Consider the following 26122-nt stretch of genomic DNA (forward strand, 5'->3'; position numbering starts at 1 on the left):
TCGGTCACAGGTTCAGATACAGAGTCCGGGTCAAAGCCCGGTTTCAGGTGTCATTAAGTATATTTAGATAAGAAAATGGTGGGATTGGCAAGATAATTTGGATGATGAACAAAAGAAAGCCGCCCGGATGGACGGCTTTTCAAATTATTTTAGCAAAGCGAAAACTAAGCTATATATTCAATATCACCACTGGCTACATCGTTACTGCTTCCAACAAGATTGGCGACAGCTACGCCAGCTCCAGAACCGCTACCATCGGCATCATACCAGAGCTGATCATTAGTACTGTCGTATACAAACTGGGCATTTGCGGACAAGCCAGTTCCTGTGGAGCCATTGTAATCAGCACTGGTTGCAAAGGGAGTACCCCCTACGGTAAATCCGCCTGAAGAACTAAACACAAACTTATCAGTACCAGAAACAAAATCGGTGACAGAATCAGCGTTCGTTGCAAGTGCAGGACACTCAGATACATTCTTATAGGTGAACCGATCTACGCCGTCCCCACCAGTCAAGGTATCCTTGCCAGCACCACCAATGAGAGTGTCACTCCCCATTGCTCCGGTAATGCTATCTTCACCGGCATTACCGATAAGGGTATCGTCACCTTGTCCACCAAAGATGTCATTATCCAATGAATTGCCGTTGATATAGTCATTTCCACTGGTTCCGACCACTCCTTCAAAATTGATAAAATAATCTTCCACATGATCAATTGAAGCCAATCCATAACTGCTTCCCGGACCATGACCATCATTCATATCAATATATGTGTCCATTGACGGAGTACCAAGATCGGCAAAGGAAACTATGTCATAACCATTACCGCCGTCCATTGTATCTGAACCATTACCGCCGTAGACGGTATCGCCATCATCGCCGCCAGCGATAATATCATTGTCGCAGTTACCATAAATAGTATCTTCCCCGGTATTACCGTGAAGAACATCATTACCTTCCATACCACTAATAGTATCATTCCCGGCAAGCCCGTCATAATAGTCGACTCCGCTGGTGCCTTCCCATGAGTCATCACCGCTGGTGCCGTAAATCCAATTAGTACCGTCGCTATCGGTATAGGTCTGCCCTTCTGTTTCCGCGGTAGCTTCAGGAATCTTACCATTATTTATCAATTCATCAATGATATCATCAGTAAGAGTTTGCAGATTTTGCAAAAGCTGCTGGGCTGCTGCCAGATCCCCAGTACTTAGGGCACCAAAGACCTGTCCGGCAAGGCCATGCAACTGTGCTTCAATCTCAGCGACAGGAACTTCTCCGCCCAGTATTGCCCCGGCTTCAATTGCTACCTGTAAACCGGTTTGGTGCGCGGCAAGGGCACCAGCAGGATCAAGCACTCCAAGCCCCGGATCAAGCACACCCTGACCGGGGATTGCCGGACCTCCGGTTTCGCCGCCTTCGGGATCGCCCTGCGGATCTCCATCTTCGCCCTGTGCTTCCTGCCCCTGATCATCAGGATTCTGATCCTGCGGATCATCCTGTTGTTCCTGCTGATCTTCTTCCTGACGCTGCTGCTGGATTTCCTGCTCCTGACGGATAGCTGAGGGTGCGATATCACGGAAAGAATCAAATTCACGAGTGGTCATAGTACGAACACTGCCAAGCTGACCGGACATGGCGATATCCACCAGCTCACGGGCGTTGGAGATCATCCTGATCTCGCCGCTTATGGACTGGACCAGCAAAGCCTTACCGGCATGAATCTCTTCCACACCAATCTTCTGCCCGCCACCGGGAGTAATTTCACTGACAATGGTGGTCCCGCGAATACCGATGGTGGCAAGCGGGGTACCGACCTGGAAACGGTCAGGATTCTGCTCGGCAATCTTACCGGTCACCAAACGGAAAGTACCCTGACTCATTTTGAAGAGCAGTTCCGCATCTGAGGCTGAATCATCAAAAACATAATCATCAAGGGAAATCACCGAATCCGCGCCCTGAGAGAGCAGGGTATCATCTACAAAACGGATTTCCGCAGTACTGCCAGCCCCGGTAACAAGCTCCTCGCCCCTGAAAACCTCAGCACCGGACTCGACCTGACGGACGCCCGATTCTGAACGCAGGAAAACCTCGCCATTGGCTGCGAGAACTACACCGATTGAATTTTGATTTACTTCGGTAGGCATAACGACCCTCTACTTTTTTATAAATACTCCACCTTTATCAAACATTAATATATTTTAAACATGCAAGTCAACAAATAGAGAATACGCTACACAAGTTGTCGCGTTCACAAACAAACTCACACAACATAAATTACAACCACATAAAAACCAACTAACTCAAACATTAATAACAATCGACACAACCCATAGCACAATACTCAAAATCATTACCACACATTATCATTCTACATGCACCCGTGTAAATTTACACATTAGTAGCAATCAACTCATCCCACCACTTTCAACAAAGATATCCCCTACTACAACATCATCGCCAAACACAGTAGCGATCAATGCGTGACCGGAACTAACGGTACTTCCATCAGGGTCATACCAAAGCTGTCCATTGTCCGAATCAAAAACAAAATATGCTGTGCCGTCAGCCGGACCGGTCTGACCGTCATAAGCAACCCCATCTCCGGGAGTGACATCAATAAAAGTGAAGTTTGAATTAAAAGCTGAAGAGAAATTAAAACCATCATCCGCACTCACAAACCCGCTGATGGTGTCTCCGCCTTCAGAAGAAGAGGTATAACTGAAAATATCGCGCCCGCTTCCACCGGAAAGATAATCCACTCCCCCGGATCCGGTAAGGGTATCGTCCCCGGCACCGCCAGTCAGAGAATTGGAAGCACTACATCCATTGAGCACATCGTTGTTATCAGTACCAATGACATTTTCTATACTAATCAAAATATCAGTATTGGAACCGCCGGAAACAGTACCTGCTGCCAAATCAACCTGAACAGCTGATCCACCCTCGTATGAAACAGTGTCATTACCGTCGCCGCCATCCATGGTATCGCCGTTCTGGCCGCCGAAAATAAGGTCATCATCAGCTCCGCCATTAATGACATCCGCATTCTGGCCACCATAAATGGTATCGTTGCCACCGCCACCATCAATGCTGTCCGTACCGTTACCGCCATAAATAATATCGTTACCAAGACCACCAAGCAAAGTATCAACACCCTGCTTACCATCAATGGTGTCATCGCCCCCACGACCATCATAATAATTAGTCTTAGAGTCTCCGACCCAGCTTTCGCCAGTTTCAGCACCATATATCCAACTCACTCCAGAACCAGCTATAGCTGTACCGTCTACGGTAATATCACCATCTTGCACTGAATCTCCGCCAACCGTACTGATCAGGGTATTGCCGCCTGCATCTACTCCGTTGGAATCATACCAGAGCTTACCGTCGATATCGAAAACAAAAGCCGGACTGCTCCCCAAAGCAGCGTCAGTACCACCATAGCTACCGTCTACAGCCAAAAAGATGGACGTTTCGCTAAAGCTATTGCTATCAAAATCAATAGTATCGTCAGCACTGGAGAAGTTCTGTAATTCTTCGCCTGCCAGACCTTCAGCTTCGATGAAACGAAAGATATCCTGTCCTGCACCACCATCGATAGTATCTGCACCGGCTCCACCTTCAATCAAATCATTGCCGCTTCCACCAGAAATGGAATCGTTATCAGCACCACCCAGCAGCGTGTCATTACCAAGCCCACCGTTAATCAAATCCGCACCGGCAGCCCCATCCAGATAATCGTTACCGCCGAGCCCGGTCAGCGTATCGCTACCGCTGGTTCCGGTTACGCTCATTCCGGCTCCGGCTATGGCTGCGTCATCCACAGTAATATCCGAGGCCGTGACTGAATCTCCGCTAACGGAAGAAATCAGGGTATGACCGCCAGCATCAACACCGTTGGAATCGTACCAGAGCTTGCCATCGGAATCGAAAATAAAAGCAGGCCCACTACCCAAAGCAGCGTCAGTACCGCCATAGCTACCACTCACTGCTGCAAAGTCAGCAGACTGACTAAAATTGCCACTGCTGAAATCAATCGTATCGTCAGTACTGGAGAAGTTCTGCAACTCTTCGCCTGCAAGACCTTCTGCCTCGATGAAACGAAAAGTATCCTGACCACTACCACCGTCAAGGGTGTCGGCTCCGGCTCCGCCTTCTATAGTATCAGCACCAGTTCCGCCATCAATAGAATCATCACCACTTCCACCAGAAATGGAATCGTTATCAGCCAAACCACTAAGAGTATTGGCTGCTCCATCACCGACAAGTACATCACTACTGCCGGACCCGACAAGATTATCTATTCCACTCAAGGAATCGTCGTAATCACCGCCTGAAACAACTCCGGTTGCAAGGTTGGCATTAACTCCACGCCCACTCAGATTCACATAAGAAACAGTATCAGTCCCGGTTGAACCGATAATGGTATCACCATCCTGAATAGAATAGATGTAATCATCACCAGCTCCACCATCAATAACATCACGACCTGCATCACCATAGATCCGATCATCTCCCAGACCACCGACAAGAGAATCTGCACCACTTAACCCGGTGAGAATGTTTGCTGCGTCGTCACCGATCAGAGTGTCAGCACTATTGGTTCCAACAAGATTCTCTATTCCACTCAAGGAATCGTCGTAATCACCGCCTGAAACGGTTCCGGTTGCGAGATTAGCATTAACTCCGCGTTCAACTACATAGAGATAAGAAACAGTATCTAATCCGGTTGAACCGATAATGGTATCGCCGTCCTGAAGCGCAAAGATGTAATCATTATCAGCTCCACCATCGATAATATCACGCCCGGCATCACCATAAATCAGATCATTCCCGGAACCGCCTTCGATACTGTCATCACCGAGACAACCATAGATAGTATCGTTACCGTCACCGCCCTTCAGCGTATCAGCACTTTCCTTTCCGTCTATCTCGTCATCGCCGCCGCGGCCGTCGTAGTAATCCGTATTCTCTGTTCCCGTCCAACGATCAGCACTTTCAGTTGCGTCACCCCAGTCAATTCCATCACTGGCGGAACTTGTGTCATCGCCAGTGCTCTCGTCAGTCGTATCAGCGGTAGTTTCTTCCTGAACAGGATCATTACCTTCAACCAGCTCATCAATTTCTTCGTCACCTGAGCCATCGGTTGAATCCCCAGAAAACTCGCCGGAAAACTCTTCGAGCAATTCAGCAGCCGTATCAGCATCATCTTCGCCAAGAGCTTCAAAAATTTCTTCAGCAGCAGCCAGCATGGTGCCATCAACAACACCCTGCCCACCGAACACACCTTCACCACCAAGATGCATTTCGCCTCCTAAAACTTCACCCGGAACTTCTCCCTCTACCTGTTGTTCCGAAGCTTCGCCCTGTTGTTCTTCACCACTCTGCTGCTCTTCGCTTTCCTGCTGTTCCTGTTCGCGCTGTTCCTGCTGTTCTTCGTCACGCTGCTCCTGTATTTCCTGCTCCTGCTGGATAGCAGCAGGTGCGATAGACTGAAACTGCTCGAATTCTGCAACGGTCATGACGCGGACACTGCTCATCATTCCCGAACTGGCAATATCTACCAACGCACGCGGAGATGCTATCTGACGAAGGGAACCATCAATACTTTGGACCAACAGAGCCCTGCCGCTGTGAATTTCTTCCACACCGTGCTTTTCACCGCCAGAGCCTATTTCATGAACTGTGGTGGTACCGCGAATACCGATAGTGGCAAGAGGAGAGCCAAGCTTGAACCGCTCAGGATTTTGCTCGGCTATCTTTCCGGTGACCATGCGAAAAGTCCCGGCACCCATCTTAAAAAAGAGGTCCGAAGAAGATTCATCGACGTCGTCGTATATATAATCATCAAGGGATATGGAGGACTCAGCGCCCTGAGAAAGGAGAGTATCATCAACAAAACGAACTTCGACCTGCCCGTCAATTCCGGTAACCAGCTCATCCCCACGAAAAACCGATGAGCCGGACTCAGCCACCCTCAAACCTTCAGATGACTTGAGCAAAACCTCACCATTAACGGAGAGGATAACGCCGATTGCGCTTTGAGTGACCGATTCAGGTGACATAACTCACCCCGCAGGTAAAAATTAGACCATATTAGTAGGGTAAGCCTGATTTATACTTTGACAAGGTGGTCACGCACTCATTCACACACTATAAATTACGGTAATTTTGGCATAATTTGTCATTTTCAACCTAACTAACCGCAAACAATAAACAATCGATTATTTCTCAGATAATGATTTATTTAAAAAAGAATGCCCCCTACTCTTCAGAGCAGGAGGCACTTTGTCGCTATTAATTTTTGTTACTAAATCAGCTTACGTCAGCAGCAGGAGGAATCGGTCCTTTTTTTAATCCCCAAAGAAAAAGAGCGAGTCCGGCAAGAATCATGGGCACACAAAGCAACTGCCCCATGGTCAACCAGCCGAAGGCGATAAATCCAAGCTGGGGGTCGGGCTGACGAAAAAACTCAACAAAAGCCCGGAAGAAGCCGTAGCCCATGAGGAACATTCCTGTAGTGGTTCCTCTTTGGCGAGGTTTGGCGGACCAGACCCAAAGGATCAGAAAAAGCAGCAGCCCTTCAAGTGCTCCTTCATATAATTGTGAAGGATGCCTCGGCAGGTTTCCGGCCCGCTGGCTGGGAAAGACCATACCCCAAGGAACATCGGTCACCCGGCCCCAAAGCTCACCGTTGATAAAATTGCCAATACGCCCGCAAAGCAATCCCAGCGGGGCCAGCGGAGTCAGGAAATCACCCACATCAAGAGTAGTTCTGTTAGTGGATTTTGCAAATCTCCACGCCACAATAGCCACACCTGCGGCACCGCCGTGGAAGGACATTCCTCCCTTCCAGACCGCTAAAATATCCAGCGGATGGGCCAAGAAATATGCAGGTTCATAAATGAGGCAGTATCCCACACGGGCGCCGACAACCAGACCAACCACCAGCCAGGTAATCAGATCATCCACTTGCTGCCCGGTCCAGCTATTGGTCTTTTTAGAAGCTCTGTAACGCCCCAGAGTCCACGCTATGGCAAAACCGATCATATACATCAGACCATACCAATTGGCCTTAAGAGGTCCTATTCTGAAAGCTGTAGCATCAAATTCCGGCAATACAATCATATTCTTTACCTGTTTATAAGGTTCCTTAAACAAAAAAACTAGTCCGGGCGGACTATGTTTCCCGGACAAATTCAGTTACAATCTGCGTACAGGAAATACAAGGAAATCCCATGGAAGAACAAAAAGATTTTGATATTCTGGAAATGCCCGCAGAAGGCCTTGCCGCATACTGGCTCTCCATCAAAAAACTCATTGATGTCAAGCGCAGCAGAAAAGTCCTTGAAGAAGAGATACGCTATACCCGTGAACCTTACATCAAATTTTTGTTGGAAACTGCATTTTCCGAATTGGATGAAGCAACGGTTCGCAGACTGACCGAAGCCAAAGCTGCCACACTTGCCGAGGAATACGCGCGCAAACTTTCCACCATGCAGATAGCCTTACTGGCAATGTCTTCTCAGGAAAACCCGCGCATAAGCTTTGTGCGCATGGCCTCACAATATCCCATTTCCGTAATTTCCGAAAAAAAAGCATTCACCCTCGCCCACGGACTGGTTGACGGACTTTTTGACAATCAGTCCGATCCCACCGTGCTCCTCGAATTCGATCACAAGCTACAGCCTGACCGCATGCTGGTCAAAATGCTTTTCCACATTATTCTCAGCCGCAAGGAAGGCAAACAGCAGCTTGAACAGCTGGTGCCGCACATCAAAACGCCCTTTTACGCCAACGGCATAACACAGGTCATTGACGGATTTGATCATAGAATTCTGAAGTCAAACCTCAAAGTCCAGTCTGACCAGATTCTACGCTACTCGGAAAACAAAATGGCCATGGCTGCTGAAATGTGCCTCGGCATCAGGGCCAAGCTGAATTACGACGACATCTTCCGCATAGCTAGAGCTTTTATGCCTTAAGGTGTGTCGCCAATTAGTCGAGTCGTATTTACTTGATCAATTCCGCCTTGAATCCACTGGCGCGAAAATCTTTCACCAATTGTTCGGCGTGCCTCATGTCTCGCGTTTCCAAAACGAGATTATAGGAAGGTGATTTTGCCGAGGTCGCATGAAATATTTGATCATATGTTAGATTGACGACCAAGGCATCGTTTTTTGCCAGCAAATTGGCAATCTCCGGATAGACTTCCCCTTGCCCAGAAGAGGTTACACGCAGATTGACGAGTTTCCCCCCACGAGCAAGATTCCTGTTGAGCAGTGTGGCAAACATTCGGGAATCGATGTTGCCTCCGGTAATAGGAGTCGCGACCTTTTTACCTTCAAAAATCTTGCCGTGTTCTATGCATGCAGCCACACCTACAGCCCCCGCCCCTTCGGACACTATTTTACGGTCCTCGAAGAGCAGCGAAATCGCTTTTTCAATGCTCCCCTCTTCGACTACAAGCACATCATCAACGAGTTCATTGATTATGGAGTAAGTCCTGTCGCCGACGTTGTGCACGGCAATCCCCTCGGCAATGGTCTCGCCTCCAGTTACTATAGGCTGCCCGTGCAAGCGCTGCCGCATAGCGGAATAACCTTTGGCCTCCACTCCATAAATTTTCAAGGTAGGCTTAATCGCTTTCGCCGCTGTGGCGCAGCCGGAAATGAGACCGCCACCACCCACGGGAACAACAAGCACATCAAGGTCCGGGAGTACTTCCATTATTTCCAGACCGACAGTGCCTTGACCGCATATAACCAATGGGTCTTCAAAAGGATGAATAAAAGTAAGACCGTCCTTTGAAGCTTTGTTCAGGGCAAAGGCCAGAGCATCGTCAAAGGTACTCCCGTGAATGACGACGTTTGCTCCAAGGAGTTTTGTATGCGTCACTTTCATATTAGGAGTACCGTGAGGCATAACAATTGTAGAGGGAAGACTAAGACGAGTTGCATGGTAGGCAACTCCCTGCGCATGGTTGCCCGTGCTAGCGGCAATGACACCTCGGGCTTTTTCGCCCTTGGTCATTGAGGACATTTTGTTCAAGGCACCGCGTTCCTTGAATGCCCCGGTGTATTGCATGCTCTCCAACTTAAGATGGAGGTCGACCCCGGTGTATTGGGAAAGTTGGCCTCCTGCAACAACTGGAGTTCTACGAATATTCCCGCTCAACCGTTCGGCAGCTAATTTAATTTCGTCCATGGACACAACTGTAGTGTTGAGACTATTGCCTTTCGGGGCCGCAAAAGCCTGCCATGGAAGAATTGATGCCGTCAGAACGGCGCTCCCCACAGATGCCAGCTTGAAAAACTCACGACGAGTAATGTTGAAAGAATTTTGTTCCATTGTGCAACCTATCACTAACTTCTGTGCTTGTTACGTCTAAGGGTAAGGAGATCGACGTTAAACTGGTCCATATTAATTTTGCTTAAATGCATAACATTTTTGCAGTTAATTATCGACAGACATTTACAATGCCTTCCCTCAAAAAAAGGAACATCGTCATTTTCCAAAAAAACGATTCAACAAACTTCAGATTCAGCTCATTAAACCACAAAAAAAATTCGCAATATCATAAAAGATATTGCGAATTAATTTTGCAAAATTTTACATGCAAAGTGGCGAAGCCTTAATAAAAAGTTTTTGAAATCTTAAATTTTTCAGCAGCTTTGACGAAATTATTTGCCCAGCAGGGCATGCTTAGTGCGTGGATGTGGTTGTATCCAGCATAGATATTATCACGGATCAACCCGTCGTGCCCGTCGGCCATACCTTTTCCGCGGGACATGTCGAGCGCGTATTTTGGTGCGGATTCGTTGTTATCCACACAGAGCGAATAATGAAATTCGTGCCCGATTACATCGGTACCAACGGGAAAGAATGGATTCTCGTGGACGATTTTTCCCGAAGTATAGCCAAGCCCCTGCGGACGCGGACAGAGCCGGGTAGAGAGATCAAGCACACCGGACATGGGATATTTCTGCCCTTCGTACTCAACATCACGCCCAAGATACATAAACCCGCCGCACTCTGCGAAAATTGGCAGACCGGACTTGGCAAGAGAGCGTACATGCTGACGGATGTGGTCGTTCCGGGAAATTTCAGCGGCCAGGGTTTCCGGGAAGCCGCCACCAAGATAAAGAGCGTGGATTTCAGGCCACGGTTCGTTTGAAATGAGAGAAATTTCTTTTACTTCTGCACCGGCCCGGCGCAGGGCTTCGAGATTTTCTTCATAATAAAACCAGAGTGCTTCATCGCGCACCACGCCGATGACGGGCTTTACATCGCTGGAAAGTTCTATTCCAGTCCAAACATCCTGTTCAGATTCAAGCTCAGAGGAAGACTGATTAGCTATTTCGCATATGGCTTCAAGATCGATGCAATCCTGTGCCATCTTTCCGAGTGTATCTAAAGACTTTTCCACTGCGCCATATTCCGTATTGGAAACAAGGCCCATATGCCGTTCGGGAATGGGATTTTCCTTCAGCTTGGGCAGCATGCCCAGTACCGGAATATCAGTATAGGCTTCAATGGAATTCTTGAGGATGTTGCGGTGACGTTCCCCGGCGGTACGGTTAAGAATAACTCCGGCAAGGTTGAATCCGTCTTCGAATGCCTTACACCCGGCAACAATGGCCGCAACAGTGCGGGTCATCTTAGTGCAGTCAATGGTCAGGATAACCGGAGCCTTAATAATACGGGCGAGTTCGGATGTGGAGCAGGAACCGTCCACGTCCTTGCCGTCGAAAAGTCCGCGGTTACCTTCGACAATGGAAATGTCGGCGCCCTCCCCTTTTTCCATGAAAAGGGAAATGAGCTTGTCATTGGACATGAGGAAAGGATCAAGGTTCGTGGCATATTTGCCGGACGCAAGGCCCAGCCAGCGAGCGTCAATATAATCAGGACCTTTTTTAAAAGGCTTAACTTTCCGGCCCAAATTACGAAAGGCCCGACAAAGCCCGAGTGTGACAATAGTCTTACCTGTGCCGCCGCTGAGTCCGGCCAAAACAATTCTTGGAAAATTCATTTGCTGCCCACGCCCTGAATAATTTCTTATCTTATGCTTGCCTGCACAATGGATTCAGTAGTGTTTAAGCGTGAAAAAGACAAGAAAAATTACCCCTTCATCCCAACGTAAATACGGGGATACCCATAAAAAAATGCCTTGTCCCAAGGGACAAGGCATTTAAGAGTTGAACTAAACGAAGACTAATCCTCGTGTTCTGCTCCACCCTGCTTACCAGCACCAGTCATACCATACATAGTGGTAGATCCGGAAGACCAGTATTCAACTTTCTCTTCTTTAACAAGAGCAGTCAGAACTTTCTTAACTTCACGGCCTTTTGCATCAGGAAAAAGCTTGGTGAAATCGTTGAAGTAAAATTTACTTTTAGCGCCTGTTTTCTTTACCAGGAACGCCATGATTTCTTCTTTTGCGGAATCCATATCGATCGGCATAGTAAGCCCCTTTATTTTTAAAAGGGCGCGGCAAAACGCCGCGCCCCTATATTCTCAATTCTAATTAGAACTTGAACTGAGTGGACTGACGCCAGGTGTAGTAAGCAGGATCACGGAAATCATCGATAAGATGGGGAGTAAACTCGATACCAGTCTTTTCGAAGAAACGTTCCCAGCCAATACGCTCAGCCCAGTCACCCAGACGTTCGTACTTGTTAGCATCAGCTTTGTAAACTTCCACAATGTTGCGGATAGTTTTAGTAAGTGTGGGCCAACGGGGAGGTTCGTTAGGAATAAACGCAACAACAACCTTAGAGAACTTAGGCATGCTGATACGGTTAGAAACCTTACCACCTACCATCAGTGCGATACCGTCACCTTCCTTATCGGAAAGGGGCAGGGAGGGGCACATGGTGTAGCAGTTACCGCAGAACATGCAGCGTTCTTCTTTAATAGCAACAGTCTTGAACTGCTTACCGTCGATTTCGACCTTAGAAGGACGAACAGCACCGGTAGGACAAGAAGCTACTGCAAGAGGAATTTCGCAGAGGTTGTCGAGGTATTCGTGGTCAATAATGGGGGGCTTGCGGTGGATACCGACAACAGCGATATCGGAGCAGTGACAAGCACCACACATGTTCAGACAACAAGCAACAGCGATGCGGACGGGAGCTGGCATGTTATGGCCGGTGAACTCGTCGAAGAGGTCATCCATGATAACTTTAACAGTACCGGAAGCATCAGTTGCAGGTGTGTGACAGTGAACCCAACCCTGAGTGTGAACGATGTTGGAAATACCAGCACCGGTACCACCTACGGGGAACTTGTAAGAACCGCCGTCGAACTTGCGGCTGAGCAGATCGTCTTTAAGGGCAATCATCTTGTCCTTAGAGTCGGTCATGAACTCAACGTTGTTACGAGTGGTGAAACGGAGGTATCCGTCACAATGTTTGTCAGCAACTTCGCACATTTCACGAATCAGAGTAATACTCATGAGGCGAGCGGTACCACAGCGGACTGTGTATACTTCATCTCCGGATTCTGCAACGTGAACCAGTACGCCGGGCTCAAGGATTTCGTGGTAAAGCCACTTGCCGTAGTTATTTTTGATAACCGGGGGAAGGAACTCGTTAAAATCACGAGGTCCAATGTCCGAAATCCGGTTTTCCATCGGTTTGTCTGGATTGTAGCCAGAAGAAACGAACGCCATGTCTGTCCTCCCGTGTTATCTCTGGTGTCTTTTTCTGTATTCGTTAACGTCACGTTCCCAAGGACCATCAACCTCATCTGCTTTCCAGAAGATGTAGGGGTTGTGTCTTGGTTCCTGAACGTGTCTCGGATCAGCCTTAACGTTGGTAACTTCGAGAAGCTTCTGGAAGCCCATGCGACGCATGGTTTCACCCAGACGCTCACGGTTTTTACCTTCTTCCATCCACCAGTCCCAAATGTTTTCAACTACGTCTTTTACCTCGGTAAAAGGCTCTTCAACCTTGATGAAAGGAATGAGGAGGGAGCTGAGCTGAGGACCGTCAAGGATCGGAGCTTTAGCACCACAAAGGATGGATGCGCCACGATCATTACCAATCATCAGTGCACGAGGCATGGTGTTGATGCAATGCATGCAATGCATACATTCTTTATCGTTGATTTCGAGTTTGCCGTCAGCGTACTTGATGCACTTACCGGGGCAGAGATCAACAACTTCTTTCTGGATGTCAAACTTACCCCAGTCACGACCGGAGTGAGCACCAGCGTTAGGAGCGAATTCACCACCGACGTAAGCTGCAACAGCTTCCTGGTCGATGCGGATTTCATCTTTCCAGATACCTACAACGGAGAAGTCAGAACGAGCGAGAGCACAAACACAGCTGTTCGGGCAAGCGTCGAATTTGAACTTGAATTTGTAGGGGAAAGCAGGACGGTGAAGTTCGTCCTGGAATTCCATGGTCATGTCGTAGCAGAGAGCCTGCGCGTCGTAACATGCATACTCACAACGGGACATACCGAGACATGCTGCAGGAGTACGCAGGTTGGAGCCGGAGCCACCAAGGTCAACGTCTGCTTCATGAGTCAGTTCGTAGAAAATTTCTTCGAGCTGAGGAGTGGTTGTTCCAAGGAAGACGATGTCACCGGTGGAACCGTGCATGTTGGTAAGACCGGAACCACGCATGTCCCAGATGTCAACGATCTGACGCAGGAAATCGGTGGTGTAGTACTTAGCAGTAGGCTGAGCAACACGAACAGTGTGAAAGTGTGCTACGCCGGGGAACATTTCGGGCTGGTCACAGTAACGACCGATAACGCCGCCGCCGTAACCGAAAACGCCAACGATACCGCCGTGCTTCCAGTGTGTTTCACCATCGGTGTAAGACAGCTCGAGAACACCGAGAAGGTCTTCGCAGACTTCAACGGGAATCTGATAATTCACGTCCTTCTCGTTTTTAGCTCTAACTTCGGCTTCTTGTTTTACGTCGGACACGAAGCTAGGCCAAGGCCCACTTTCAAGCTGGTCCAACAAGGGAGTTTTGTGTTTCGCCATTCCCTTAAACCTCCATAAAGTTTAATAAGATATACCTACCAATACAAATTAGGCATCCGGTACGTCAGTCGAATAACCGACTTTAGCCCGGTTGCTTTCCTCTCTTAGTGCGAGACCCCACTCATCTTTCGATGCAAGGGGAGGGAAAGATACCCTTAAGTGAAAAAAAACACAACCTATAGTGTTGGATAATTAACTAACACGCCTATTGTCAATACATGATTCAAGTTATCACAATTGATAAACTCGGACTTGCCAAGCAAGGCTGATTCAGCGTATTTACTCATCCCGAACACAAGGTGCGTCAGTAGCAGATATTTCCTACAAAAATTTTCGATAACCAGCAACATAAACTTGAAAAAGTGATTCCTTAATATGAATGAATGTAAACAATGCGGTACCTGCTGCCGTAAAGGCGGCCCGGCGCTGCACACACAGGACCTGCCTCTTCTTAAAGAGGCGGACGGCATTGACCTTACTGAAATAGTTACCCTGCGCAAAGGCGAACTGGCCTATGACCAGCCAGTAGGCGCGGTAATTCCCCTTGGAGAAGAGATTCTCAAAATTAAAGGGACAGGCGGAGAATGGACCTGTAAATTCCTTGCCCTTTCCAGTCAGGTTTGTCGCATTTACAAGAACCGCCCTCTTGAATGCCAAAAACTTTTTTGCGAAGATCCTGAACCGCTGATGGAAATTTACAGCAAGGACAGAATTTCCAGAAAGGACGTTCTTCCCGCAGGACATCCGGTACTCGAACTCATTGATGAGCATGACCGCAAATGCGATCCCATCAAAATGTCCGAGATTGCCGCCAAGGCCATTGAAAGCTGGGATGAAAGCACTGAACTTCAGGCTGAGTTGCGCGAAATGCTGATTTTTGATGCTTCAGTCCGCGAACTGGTCATGGAAAAAGCCGGTCTTCCCGAAGAGTCCTTGGACTTTTTCTTCGGCAGGCCCATGAGCATTCTGATTAAAGGATACGGTGTTATCGCCACTCCCAATGGGAAATCCTTTTCACTGCGCAAACTTTAAGGATACATATATAATGAAAGATGAACGCGGACTTTATTACTACCCTTCCCTGCAAACTCGCGACACCAAAATGTACGTGCGGGAAAATCAGGGATCAGTCGAGTTCAGACTCTGGTCCAATGACAATCCCATAATCTGGGAAAAACACGAATGGCTGCCTTATGACGTAATCATGGAAGCCGCTGAAGAATATAAAAAACGCGGTTCTGACCGTAATCCACTGTCGCTCTACGATCTCAGCGTGGCGCAGCAGCTTATTAAAGAAGATAGAATTACGCATTAGTTTGATGCGCTCCGCGCTTTTGATGAAATGAGCTTGCCTCCGGCGGCTTAAACCCTTTTGCAAAAGGGTTTAAGAATCCCAAAACCTTTTAATAAGGCTTCGCCACGCTACTTGGCAAATCTTGCGCAAAAAAATATCCCGGAAATCTTTTTGGATTTCCGGGATGTTTTTTATTCTGTTTCCAGTTCAAAGCCTTCTTTTCGTAACATAGCAGCAAATAAACCGTCTCCATCAATCATCTTTCCGCTGAAGGTTCCGTCATAAATCCTGCCGATGCCGCAGGACGGGGAGCGGGCTTTGAGGATCGCTTTTTTGCTGCCGAGCAATTTTGCCAGCTTAATGGCCTCTTCTGCTCCGCGCATGAAATTTTCAGTTACGTCCGCACCTTGATCGCTCAGCACTTTTCCTTTCACGATTTCACAAGGCGGGCGCGGGGTAGTCAATCCTCCCAGTTGCTCAGGACAGACCGGAACGGCTTTTCCTTCTGCGACCAGTTTCATGACCCTTTCATCTGCATTGTCCTTGCCGTCATAACGGCAACAAAGTCCGGCCAGACAGCCACTTACTATATACATACCTGTAACCTCCGAAAGACGAATCTGCATTGTTAGCTTTCACTCATTATGCTAATGATAAATTTCATAAACAATTTCCACGGTCAAGGAGGAGTTATGACCGCCATTACCACTTCTGTTTTCGAGCTCTTCAAAATCGGACCCGGACCATCCAGTTCCCATACCATCGGCCCCATGAAGGCCGGATACAACTTTAATAACGCTGTAGCGGACCTTTCTCTGGACACCCAGCCGGACAACATTGAAGTCAGACTTTACGGCAGCCTTAGTGCTACCGGAGAAGGACACGGCACTGACCGCGCTGTAGTTGCGGGACTACTTGGATTTCGGCCTGACAATGTAGAATGTAAGTTCCTTGATTCTCTTGCTGACGGCTCCAGCCACCAGTTTAAAAGCGGTCAGATTTCTCTACCCCTAAGCGTGAACAACGTGGTCTTCGCTGAGGTGAAAAACAATTTTCCTTATGCCAACACCTTGCTCCTGCGCCTTAGAAAAGGTGAAAAAATTCTGTTTGAGCAGGAATACTACTCCATCGGCGGCGGCTTTATTAAATGGAAAGGCCAGCAGGAGGAAATTCCCCGTGTTCCGCCGCATCAATACTCAAATATGGATGAACTCAAAGCCATTCTTACAGAAGAAGAGCTGCGCATGCATCAAGCCATCCTTGCCAACGAGACCGCCATCAGCGGTATTTCAGAAGATGAGGTATACGAAAGACTGGATGCGATTATTGATGCCATGAAACAGGCGGTAAGGAACGGCCTAGCAGTTGAAGGCACTCTGCCCGGCCCCATCGGGTTACACCGTAAAGCCAAACGTCTCTTTGACAGCAGCATTCGCCCCAACTGCGCCGACAGCTTCCTGCTCCGTTTGAACGCTTACGGCTTTGCCGCGTCTGAGGAAAACGCTGCCGGACACATCGTTGTAACCGCGCCTACCTCCGGGTCAGCCGGGGTCATCCCTGCTGCGGTTTACGCTTTGGAAGAAGATCTTAACATCAGTCGAGAAAATGTACGCGAAGGAATGCTTGTTGCCGCGGTAATTGGCTTCATTGCCAAACACAATGCCAGCATTGCCGGGGCTGAAGTAGGCTGTCAGGGTGAGATCGGTGTAGCCTCGGCAATGGCTGCCGGATTAATAGCCTATGCCAACGGCAACCGCTTCTGGCGTACTGAGAATGCCGCAGAATCAGCACTTGAACATCACTTAGGTATAACCTGCGACCCTGTTGGCGGATACGTACAGATTCCCTGCATTGAACGCAATGCCATGGGCGTAGTCCGGGCTTACAATGCTTATCTCATTGCTTCCGTGGAAAACGAAAATTTTCATAAGGTCAGTTTTGATGAGGTCGTGAAGGCTATGGCTGAAACAGGGAAGGATATGAATAGTAAATACAAAGAAACATCGTTAGGCGGGCTGGCAGTGTCAGTGCCTAATTGCTAAAGAAATAAAAGAGTCCCGAAAACTAAAGTTTTCGGGACTCTTATTTATTAACCTTTAACCTGCAAAAGCTTGGTCAGCTTGGCGAGCAGATCAGGCTTGCAGTTGAGATCATCTGTCTGCTCAAGGAAATGCCTGCGCTGGGCAAAACGATCCTTGAGGGTCTGGATGTATTCGGCACGGTTTTCAACGTTAGCCGGATTGTAGGTATCGTAGAAACCGGGCAATATTTTTTCCATGCAGTTACGCTTGGGAATCTGCGCACCGGGCAACAGATCCCAATCTTCCCACTCCAGATTGTCGGTAAGGATCATAGTCTGAAGGGTCAGTGAAGTCTGCAAGGGAATGGGGTTCAAATCAGTATCTGAAGAACGCCAGAACCCGACGGAGTTAAAACTGTATCCTTTTGCGCCGCAATCAAAAACATGGGCAAATGCTTCAACATCCTTCCAGAGTTCGTAGACACGGAAGGGGTTGGCATAAGGAATGAAGACCAGTTTTTTCAGCTCTTCCTCGGAAACGTTTTCCGCGAGGTTGCGCTTGGTAGTCAACGCCGCGCCCATGGCCACAGCCAGATAGGTATCCGTAAAACGGATGATCGGCGGCAGACAAGTGTCTTTCATCAGCCAGCACAGGGAGTCCGGGAAGGTGCAGCGGTTAACGTGATCACCGATAACATCGCGATCAATAAGCGCACGGCCGTTGGGATTACGGATATCCTCACCCAAAGGCATTACCTTGCCGTCAATTTCCAGCATGGCATGGTTCATTACAGAAACCATGTATTTCCAATCCGGGTGGCCCAGCGGGCGGGAATCGGTCTTGTCAAAAAGTGTCGGTTCCCATGCACGGCAGACACGGTTTTCCGTATCAATCTGGAAAGCATCATCGTGAAGCACTTTCTTGGCGAATCCTTCAGGCAGGGTTCCGCCATTGTCATGGGAGTTGGTGTGGGAGGATTTCCCGGTACCGGACAGACCAAAGAAAGCAATAGACTTCTTGCCCAGCTCCTTGATTTCCTCATCCGGGCAATCAGAGAAATCAATCTCCTTGATACCGCCGTGGCATGCAGCCATACCTACACGGATACCGGAAGTCCAAGCCAGAGTGAGGGTACCTTTTTTCCGCTCACCGAAATAACGCATGCCGAAGTTGTAGATAACATTGCAGTCTTCATCCACAAGAGCCAGCTGCGGGAATCCCTGATTATGATAGAAAGGATCATCATTACGCCAGAGGTTGTCACCGATGATAATGATATCCTGAATGGGAAGTTTCGCGCTTTTGGCATACTCTTCAGCCAATTCATCAAAGGGAGTAAAGTTGACCAGCCAGTTAAAAATATTGGCCGCATCGTCTTCACCGCCAAGGATAGTCGCCTTGATCATAAGATCCTGATCCAGCCCTACAATGGCTTCAGCCTTGATGAGCGGACGTTCCTGCATGTCGGAAATAGCTTCACGCAGGTCACCGAGAACCTTGCGCTGATCCGGTCCATTCAAGCCGTTATAAAATCGACGAGCCAAAGCGGTACGACCGACGATCTTACCATGGCAATGGTTAAGAAGCTTTGCTCCCTCGGGCAGGCCGAGTCTTTTTGCAGCTTCAGGATAAACAGGATGATCTGTTTCCATTACATCCCACTGCTTGCGGGCAAGCTCATATGCTTCTGCTGCATTGACTTTTCTTACCCTTTTATCTGCAAGCAGAGTTTCCGCGATCGCCCGGAGAGGCGGAATCTTGGAAAGGTCATCTTTGTAAAACTCATAGGTTGACTGACTAGCCACTGTTTTTTCCTCCAAAGAAAATGTAAGTCGTCACGACTTCTGATGAGACGCCCTAACGCCATTTGCGACAAAATGCCACTGTTCATTTACTTAAAATTAATAAGTTTTCCCTTATGAACCAGTTCCCTGTTCGGCTTCGCAAATTTTTACACAATTAGACCAATAATGTTCACACTTCCCCCTGCCGGGGTATCATAAATGAAAAGGCGCATACTCAGTTGAGTACGCGCCTTTTATTCGATCAGTTGTGACCTGCTGTTTCCAGCTTGCTTCCCTTAATGCCGGGATTCGCAACCACAAACATACGTCTGCGTTTACGTTTAGTCATCACGGTATTGCGGGTAAGCTTATTCATCCTAATTTATCCTACATTGCCAGAACGGACCAGAGAACACCTGCGCCTACTGCGGAACCAAGAACCCCGGCTACGTTGGGGGCCATGGCGTGCATGAGCAGGAAGTTATGCGGGTCTTCGTCGCGGGCAACCATCTGAACCACTCGTGCGGAGTCGGGAACAGCGGAGACGCCTGCGGCACCCACCAGCGGGTTGATCTTGTCCTTACAGACCAAGTTCATGAGCTTGGCAAAAGCCAATCCACTCGCGGTGGCAACACAGAAGGAGGCAGCACCCAGCCCGAAAATAAGCAGGCTGTCAGGAGTCAGAAAGGTCTGAGCCTGAGTGGATGCTCCCACGGAAAAGCCAAGCAGAATGGTAACTGAGTCGATAAGCGCAGTACGCGCAGTCTCAGCCAGACGCTCGGTAACGCCGGATTCTTTAAGCAGGTTACCAAAGAAGAGCATACCTACCAGAGCAAGTGAGCCCGGTGCGATAAGCGCGGTGATGATAAAGCCGCCCACCGGGAAAAGAATCTTTTCACGGGTGGAGACTTCACGGGGCGCGCTCATACGTATGAGTCGCTCTTTCTTGGTGGTCATCAGCTTCATGATCGGAGGCTGAATAACCGGGACCAGTGCCATGTACGAATACGCGGCAATGGCGATAGCTCCCAGTAGATGCGGTGCCAGCTTGGAGGAGAGGAAGATAGCCGTAGGCCCGTCCGCCCCGCCGATAATGCCGATAGCACCGGCCTCACTGGGAGTGAAGCCCATATACATGGCCCCGAGGAGGGTCGCGAAGATCCCCATCTGGGCTGCTGCACCGAGCAACACAAGTCTCGGATTGGAGAGCATGCACGAAAAGTCGGTCATGGCTCCGATGCCGAGGAAGATCAATGGCGGGAAAATCCCTGCGCTGACCCCGAAGTAGATATAATAAAGCACGCTGCCTTCGTCATAGACGCTGAGCGGCATCCCGGCGATGGAGGGGATGTTGCCCACGATGGCTCCGAACCCGATGGGCAGGAGTAGCAGCGGCTCGTAGTCCTTAATAATAGCAAGGGCGATGAAGATGATCCCGATAACAATCATGATGAAGTTGCCCGGGGTCATTTCTGCAAAGCCCGTTGTGCTTATGAAGTGCAGAAGTATATCCATAACGTCTGTCTAGCCCTTGTTTTTATGCAGATACGCCACTGCGGCAGCCACTATCTCGGCTTCCGAAGGTCCGGTCTGAACCTGAGGAGCAGGAGCATTGGCCACCGGTCCGCTGTGATGGGCGGAAGGCGGAATTATCTTATTTAAGAACGCGGCAAGCTTCGGCAGCAGCGCGATGTAGACACTTACCAAAAGCAAGGCTGTGAACACGATGCACATACCTGTGATAGAAAGCGCCACGCCGTTACCCGCGACCACGTTGTCCCAGCTGAACAACATCTGTTGCATTATTTATCTCCTATCCTTTTCTACAGACCATTCCAAAATGGTGAAATGCAAGGCGCGAATAAAAGGCAGGAACGAAGCATATTAAGACATATGTGAGTTTCTGGCTTTTTTGAAGCAACGTCGCAGATCGCTGTTTTGGGGCGGTCTGATTAAACGGACATCTGGGCCAGGGGTTGCCCCTGCTGCACCTGATCACCGGCAGTGACGGAGAAGGAGGTAACAGTACCGGCCTTGTGCGCCTTGACTTCCATTTCCATCTTCATGGCTTCCATGACGACGAGGGTCTGTCCTTCCTGAACCGGAGTTCCGGGCTCAACCGCCAATCTGATAATCAGACCGGGCATGGGAGCAGCAACGGGTTCAGTTGCACCGGCGGGAGCTGCGGAAGCCGCGCCTCCTGCGGGAGCATCACCGGCGCCGATATTAAAGGACTTGCCGTTAACTGTGGCAGTGGAACCATCCACATTGACGGTGTAGGCCTGACCATCCACGGTGACGTTAACTGTTCCGGAACCGGAACCGCCGCCAACAGTGGCACCCAGCTTCTTGAGCTGTTCGGCTTCAACGTCTTTCTTATAACGAATACCGACGCGGGCTTCGCCTTTAAGATAGCTGACACCCTTGTCTTTGCAGGTTGCCACGATGAAAACGTTCTCATCGGTAAGCTCGAAACCTTCTTCTTCGCAGATTTTGCGAGCAGGTTCGAGACCTTTAGATGAATCCGCATCGTTGATTTCAAGCGGAGTTTTCTTGGTAGGTTCAAGCTCCATCTGCTCGGAAGCAAGCTTGACAATTTCGGGATCAGGCTCGACCGGAGTCTTACCGAAATAACCCAGAACCATCTTGCCGTAACCGTCAGCAAATTTTTCCCAAGGGCCGAACATTACGTTATTGAATGCCTGCTGGAAGTAGAACTGGGAAACCGGGGTAACGGAAGTACCGAATCCACCCCTGCGTACTACTTCACTCATGGCCCGGATAATTTCGGGATATTTGTCCATGAGGCCGTTATCGCGAAGCATCTGGGTGTTCGCGGTAAGCGCGCCGCCGGGCATGGGGCTGAAGGGGATCATGGGATCAACCTGAGTCGCTTCCGGAGGCAGGAAGTAATCCTTCATGCAATCACGGAAAACATCTTCAGCTTCAATGATCTTATCAATATCAACATCAATGGTGTAATCAGTTCCACGCAGGATATGCCACATGGTGATTATGTCGGTCTGACATGTTCCACCTGAGGCAGGAGCCATGGATAGATCAATGGCATCCGCGCCCGCTTCGATTGCTGAGTGATAGCAAAGTCCGCCGATCCCTGCTGTCTCATGGGTGTGAAAATGAAGCAGAACATCCTCGGGCAGCATCTTCTTGGCGGCCTTAATGGTTTCATAAACCTTACCCGGGGTGGATGTACCCGACGCATCTTTAAAGCATACGGAGTCAAAAGGGATATCCGCATCAAGAATCTGACGCAGGGTCTTCTCGTAAAATGCGGCATCATGAGCACCGGAACATCCGGGAGGCAGTTCCATCATGGAAACAACGACCTGGTGTTTAAGTCCGGCATTAGCAATACACTGACCGCTATAAATCAGGTTATTGACGTCATTTAGAGCGTCGAAGTTACGGATGGTGGTAATGCCGTGCTTAGCAAAGAGATCGGCATGGGCTTTGATGACGTCACTGGGCTGGGATTCAAGTCCGACAACGTTGACACCACGAGCGAGTGTCTGAAGGTCGGCATCGGGACCTGCGGTCTCCCTGAACCTGTCCATCATATCAAAGGCACATTCATTGGAATAAAAGTAGAGGGCCTGGAACCGTGCGCCGCCGCCAGCTTCAAACCAGTTGATACCCGCTTCCTTGGCCGCTTCTACGGCAGGCAGGAAATCATCGGTCTTAACTCTGGCCCCGTAAACGGACTGAAATCCGTCACGAAAGGCTGTACACATGAACCTAATCTTCTTCTTGGCCACTTCCCCTCCCTATGGTTTGAGAATGGAACACATCGCCGCAAGCGGGGGAGCATGCGGATACACATTCTTGTTAAACCCAAATTTTTTAAAGGAAACCAGTAATTTACGAGAACATATTCGTCTAGCCTGAAATAAAATGTGGCAATGAGACGAGCTGAAAGTACCAAGTACCTAACACAAACCTCTGACAATTTCAGCAAAAAAGAGTAGCTAAAAAAATATTTAGTAGTTAAGTTGTAAAATTGCCTGCCTGTGAGACTTCTTTTCACTTCCAATTCTTATACATCCCTCTGAACTAAGCACTATAAACCTTTAATTTAATTCTTTTTTTACTATACAACTCAATCATTCACCTTAACATCACCCTTTACCAAACACACAGTCTCATTTTCGATCACGATTGTTATTCTACGTGTAAAAGTTCACTTGCGAACAGCATTTCAACTCAAAAACAACATATTTGAACATTTTTTCACAATACGATTTACATTTTTGTTTTTACAACCAATTTAGCCCTTAAACACATTAAAAACATACTGCAATAGTAGCTAATTACTAAAAAAGTGTGCTTTATTACCTGCATGCCCCTCTTAACAAAAAAAAGCCGCCCGCATGTTGCGGACGGCTCGCTAGAATCAACTCAAAAACTTTATTCAGCCTTTGAACCCAAAGAAACTCAAAGCTCTGTAATATTTAAATTTATTTAATTTTACTACTTTTGTCGAAGATCGTCGATGTGGTTATTTCCTTCACCGCAACAACCTTCTCCGCCTTTTGCAGCCGGACAGTCACAACCACACCCGCAACTCCCGCCCCCTTTGCCAAACCACTTTCTAACCAAATAGATGACTGCAATTATGATTGCACCAAAAACAATTATATTTTCCATCAGAAACTCCACTGATAAAGGATTTCATTTTCACTTAATCAAATTTTAACCCTAAATCACGTGAAGTCAACCCTGTGCGAGCAAAAACAAGCCATCTATCAGATAATTCCCTAATTTTTAAAAAGCAACTCCAAAGTGAGGCGTAAAATCAGGCTACAAAATCCTGAAACATCCCCAAAAGCTTATCTACCGGACCAGGAAAGCGCTCCAGTAAAGTTTGACAAGCGATATAGCTTGCAAACAAAAAAGCAGCAAAGCCTCCCCAAACGACAACATCAAATAATACGGGTATGGTTTTACCTGAAAGTTTATTTCTATGCATTTTTTACCTCCTTTTCTTAAGGAAGCAACATGCATACCAAGTGCAACGGGAAAATCAGACCACACAAGACCCTATAATTACGGAATATTCACGAAAAAAAAGACTCACTAAGAAGGTCATAAATTTGGCGACTACACCTATTCACGACATTCAAATGAGACTTGTGCGCAAGAGTATCAATATGTCATAATTACAAATATCTTTACGCTAACATCGGGACTGACCATGGATATGAGCAAAGAGCAGCTGATCAAAGAGCTTGCGGCCAGAGATAAACGTATCACTGAACTTGAAGAGCAGCTTTACGGAACGGACCGCTACCTTGAAGAACGATTTCGGAAGCTGATTGACCATGTTGAAATGGTATCTGTGCAGGGATACGACAAAAATCGCAAAGTTGTTTTCTGGAACTCTGCCAGCCGAAAACTCTATGGATACACTCGCGCAGAAGCACTCGGCAAAAAGCTTGAAGACCTGATAATCCCAGAGCATATGCGCGAAGGAGTCATCAGCCACATCCGCGACTGGCACGAAAAGGGGATCCGCATACCTGCCGGAGAATTAAACCTGCGCCGCAAGGATGGCAGCATCGTTCCGGTATATTCGGCCCATGTGATGCAGAAGAATCCTGACGGCTCCAAATATATGTATTGCATTGACGTTGACATGACAGAAATCAAAAAAGCGCACCGTCAACTAGTCCGGGCCAAAGAACTGGCTGAATCAGCCAACCGGGCCAAAAGCGAATTCCTTGCCAACATGAGCCATGAGATCCGCACACCACTCAACGGAGTATTGGGCATGCTCCAATTACTCAAATCAACTCCGCAGGACAAAGAACAACTTGAATACATCGACCTTGCTGTCATGGGAGCTAAAAGACTGACCACGCTGCTCTCAGATATACTAGATCTATCACGGGTGGAAGCAGGCAAGCTTTCTGTGGAGTCAGTACCCTTCGACCTGAAAAAGTTACTGCAACACATCGCGGATCTTTACCGTCCTGTAGCCCGGCAAAAAGGCCTAACAATAAAACTGTCCCCGCACCCGACAACCCCACACACAGTAAAAGGCGATGCAGCTCGTTTGCAACAAGTGCTGACCAACCTTCTGGGCAATGCAATCAAATTCACCGATTCCGGCAGAATTTTAATTGAAACTTACCCTCTGCCAACTACTTCCCAGAACCATACAAGACTTCTTTTCAGCATAACCGATTCCGGCCCGGGCATCCCGGACAGCAGGCTGGATGAACTTTTCGCCCCCTTTACGCAGGGAAACGAAGGATTCAGTCGCCCGCACCAAGGAGCCGGGCTCGGCCTAAGCATCTGCAAACAGTTGGTAAAACTTATGGGCGGCAATATTGTTATTGAAAGCGAATTAGGTAAGGGAACGACTATCTATTTCTGTATAAATTTTGAAAATGCTTCACGCCCTGACAAACTGTCCCCCCAGACGGAGGAACAGCCCAAACTCAAAGGCAAACTAAAAGTTCTGCTGGCAGAAGACGAAACCATAAGTAGAATAGCGGCAAAACGACAGTTGGAACTGGCCGGATGCGAAGTCACAGCAGTGGAGAATGGGCAACAGGCGATAAAAGAAGCCTCAGCTGAAGAGTTCAATATAATAATGATGGACATCCAGATGCCGGTAATGGATGGAATCGCCGCCACTCGGGCCATTAGAAATGGGGAAGCTGGAGAATCCTGCAAAAACATTCCCATCATCGCCATAACGGCCTATGCCATGAAAGGAGACCGGGAAAAATTCCTTGAACTAGGTATGGACGACTATCTGGCTAAACCTATTGAGAACAAGAGTTTGATGAAAATGCTTGATAGATATCAGCTTAACAAACCCTTAAAGCTGTGATGATTTCAAACACCTGAAGTGCCCTATAGATGACGGACAGTCTTCGAGAGGTTAAGGTCAGCTCATGGAGAGACAGTCATGAGTAACCGAGAGTATTCAGAAGAATTTAGGAAGTCTGCCGTCAAGCTCGTCACCGATCTAGGCTATTCATATAACGAAGCT

20 protein-coding genes are annotated in these 26122 nt (G+C 48.3%); 6 read left to right on the top strand and 14 right to left on the bottom strand.

The annotated features are described in order from the left end of the window. Window positions 1–164: 164 nt before the first annotated feature. Window positions 165–2144, bottom strand: a complete 1980-nt coding sequence (locus D0S45_03995) for a hypothetical protein (GenBank protein TIH19350.1) — start codon at window positions 2142–2144, stop codon at window positions 165–167. 261 nt (window positions 2145–2405) lie between these two features. After that, window positions 2406–5306: a calcium-binding protein gene (locus D0S45_04000; protein TIH19351.1), complete on the bottom strand. Its 2901-nt coding sequence runs from the start codon at window positions 5304–5306 to the stop codon at window positions 2406–2408. A 42-nt stretch (window positions 5307–5348) separates the two neighbouring features. On the opposite strand from D0S45_04000, the gene D0S45_04005 reads away from it, so the two are divergent. Then, the gene (locus D0S45_04005) at window positions 5349–5960 is read left to right on the top strand and encodes a hypothetical protein (protein ID TIH19352.1); all 612 of its coding nucleotides are present in this window, start codon (window positions 5349–5351) and stop codon (window positions 5958–5960) included. A gap of 355 nt (window positions 5961–6315) precedes the next feature. On the opposite strand, the gene D0S45_04010 is transcribed toward D0S45_04005, so the two are convergent. Then, window positions 6316–7128, bottom strand: a complete 813-nt coding sequence (locus D0S45_04010; GenBank protein ID TIH19376.1) for a prolipoprotein diacylglyceryl transferase — start codon at window positions 7126–7128, stop codon at window positions 6316–6318. Between the two features lie 110 nt (window positions 7129–7238). Here D0S45_04010 and D0S45_04015 point away from each other — a divergent pair, with 110 nt between their 5' ends. After that, window positions 7239–7985, top strand: coding sequence for a hypothetical protein (locus D0S45_04015; GenBank protein TIH19353.1), 747 nt, complete (start codon window positions 7239–7241; stop codon window positions 7983–7985). A 28-nt stretch (window positions 7986–8013) separates the two neighbouring features. On the opposite strand, the gene D0S45_04020 is transcribed toward D0S45_04015, so the two are convergent. From D0S45_04020 to dsrA, 5 genes are all read right to left on the bottom strand, one after another. Next, on the bottom strand, window positions 8014–9351 hold the full coding sequence (locus D0S45_04020) for a threonine ammonia-lyase (GenBank protein ID TIH19354.1): 1338 nt from the start codon (window positions 9349–9351) through the stop codon (window positions 8014–8016). 283 nt (window positions 9352–9634) lie between these two features. Next, on the bottom strand, window positions 9635–11032 hold the full coding sequence (locus tag D0S45_04025) for a cobyrinate a,c-diamide synthase (protein TIH19355.1): 1398 nt from the start codon (window positions 11030–11032) through the stop codon (window positions 9635–9637). Window positions 11033–11214: 182 nt separating this feature from the next. Further along, window positions 11215–11463 (bottom strand): dissimilatory sulfite reductase-asociated protein DsvD, encoded by a 249-nt coding sequence (locus tag D0S45_04030; GenBank protein ID TIH19356.1) that lies wholly within the window; start codon window positions 11461–11463, stop codon window positions 11215–11217. Window positions 11464–11527: 64 nt separating this feature from the next. Further along, window positions 11528–12673 (bottom strand): dissimilatory-type sulfite reductase subunit beta, encoded by a 1146-nt coding sequence (dsrB, locus tag D0S45_04035; protein TIH19357.1) that lies wholly within the window; start codon window positions 12671–12673, stop codon window positions 11528–11530. Between the two features lie 15 nt (window positions 12674–12688). Further along, window positions 12689–14002 carry a dissimilatory-type sulfite reductase subunit alpha gene (gene dsrA / locus D0S45_04040; GenBank protein TIH19358.1) on the bottom strand — a complete coding sequence of 438 codons (1314 nt, stop codon included), beginning with the start codon at window positions 14000–14002 and terminating at the stop codon, window positions 12689–12691. 375 nt (window positions 14003–14377) lie between these two features. On the opposite strand from dsrA, the gene D0S45_04045 reads away from it, so the two are divergent. Together D0S45_04045 and D0S45_04050 are read left to right on the top strand one after the other, a co-directional pair. Then, window positions 14378–15034 (top strand): YkgJ family cysteine cluster protein, encoded by a 657-nt coding sequence (locus tag D0S45_04045; GenBank protein TIH19359.1) that lies wholly within the window; start codon window positions 14378–14380, stop codon window positions 15032–15034. Window positions 15035–15047: 13 nt separating this feature from the next. Next, window positions 15048–15317, top strand: coding sequence for a hypothetical protein (locus D0S45_04050; protein TIH19360.1), 270 nt, complete (start codon window positions 15048–15050; stop codon window positions 15315–15317). A gap of 170 nt (window positions 15318–15487) precedes the next feature. On the opposite strand, the gene D0S45_04055 is transcribed toward D0S45_04050, so the two are convergent. Further along, entirely contained in the window at window positions 15488–15892 is a 405-nt protein-coding gene (locus D0S45_04055; GenBank protein TIH19361.1) for a DUF523 domain-containing protein, read from the bottom strand. 96 nt (window positions 15893–15988) lie between these two features. On the opposite strand from D0S45_04055, the gene D0S45_04060 reads away from it, so the two are divergent. Beyond that, window positions 15989–17338, top strand: coding sequence for an L-serine ammonia-lyase (locus D0S45_04060; GenBank protein ID TIH19362.1), 1350 nt, complete (start codon window positions 15989–15991; stop codon window positions 17336–17338). A gap of 47 nt (window positions 17339–17385) precedes the next feature. Here the strand turns inward: D0S45_04060 and D0S45_04065 are convergent, their stop codons facing one another. From D0S45_04065 to D0S45_04085, 5 genes are all read right to left on the bottom strand, one after another. After that, entirely contained in the window at window positions 17386–19122 is a 1737-nt protein-coding gene (locus tag D0S45_04065) for a phosphoenolpyruvate carboxykinase (protein TIH19363.1), read from the bottom strand. Between the two features lie 366 nt (window positions 19123–19488). Next, entirely contained in the window at window positions 19489–20616 is a 1128-nt protein-coding gene (locus D0S45_04070; GenBank protein ID TIH19364.1) for a sodium ion-translocating decarboxylase subunit beta, read from the bottom strand. A 9-nt stretch (window positions 20617–20625) separates the two neighbouring features. After that, window positions 20626–20904 carry a hypothetical protein gene (locus D0S45_04075; protein ID TIH19365.1) on the bottom strand — a complete coding sequence of 93 codons (279 nt, stop codon included), beginning with the start codon at window positions 20902–20904 and terminating at the stop codon, window positions 20626–20628. 149 nt (window positions 20905–21053) lie between these two features. Beyond that, on the bottom strand, window positions 21054–22853 hold the full coding sequence (locus tag D0S45_04080; protein TIH19377.1) for a biotin attachment protein: 1800 nt from the start codon (window positions 22851–22853) through the stop codon (window positions 21054–21056). A 736-nt stretch (window positions 22854–23589) separates the two neighbouring features. Then, window positions 23590–23766: a FeoB-associated Cys-rich membrane protein gene (locus tag D0S45_04085; GenBank protein TIH19366.1), complete on the bottom strand. Its 177-nt coding sequence runs from the start codon at window positions 23764–23766 to the stop codon at window positions 23590–23592. 547 nt (window positions 23767–24313) lie between these two features. On the opposite strand from D0S45_04085, the gene D0S45_04090 reads away from it, so the two are divergent. Then, the gene (locus D0S45_04090; GenBank protein TIH19367.1) at window positions 24314–25960 is read left to right on the top strand and encodes a response regulator; all 1647 of its coding nucleotides are present in this window, start codon (window positions 24314–24316) and stop codon (window positions 25958–25960) included. The last annotated feature ends 162 nt before the right edge of the window (window positions 25961–26122 follow it).

Source organism: Marinifilum sp. JC120 (assembly GCA_004923195.1).
Classification (GTDB): Bacteria; Desulfobacterota; Desulfovibrionia; order Desulfovibrionales; family Desulfovibrionaceae; genus Maridesulfovibrio.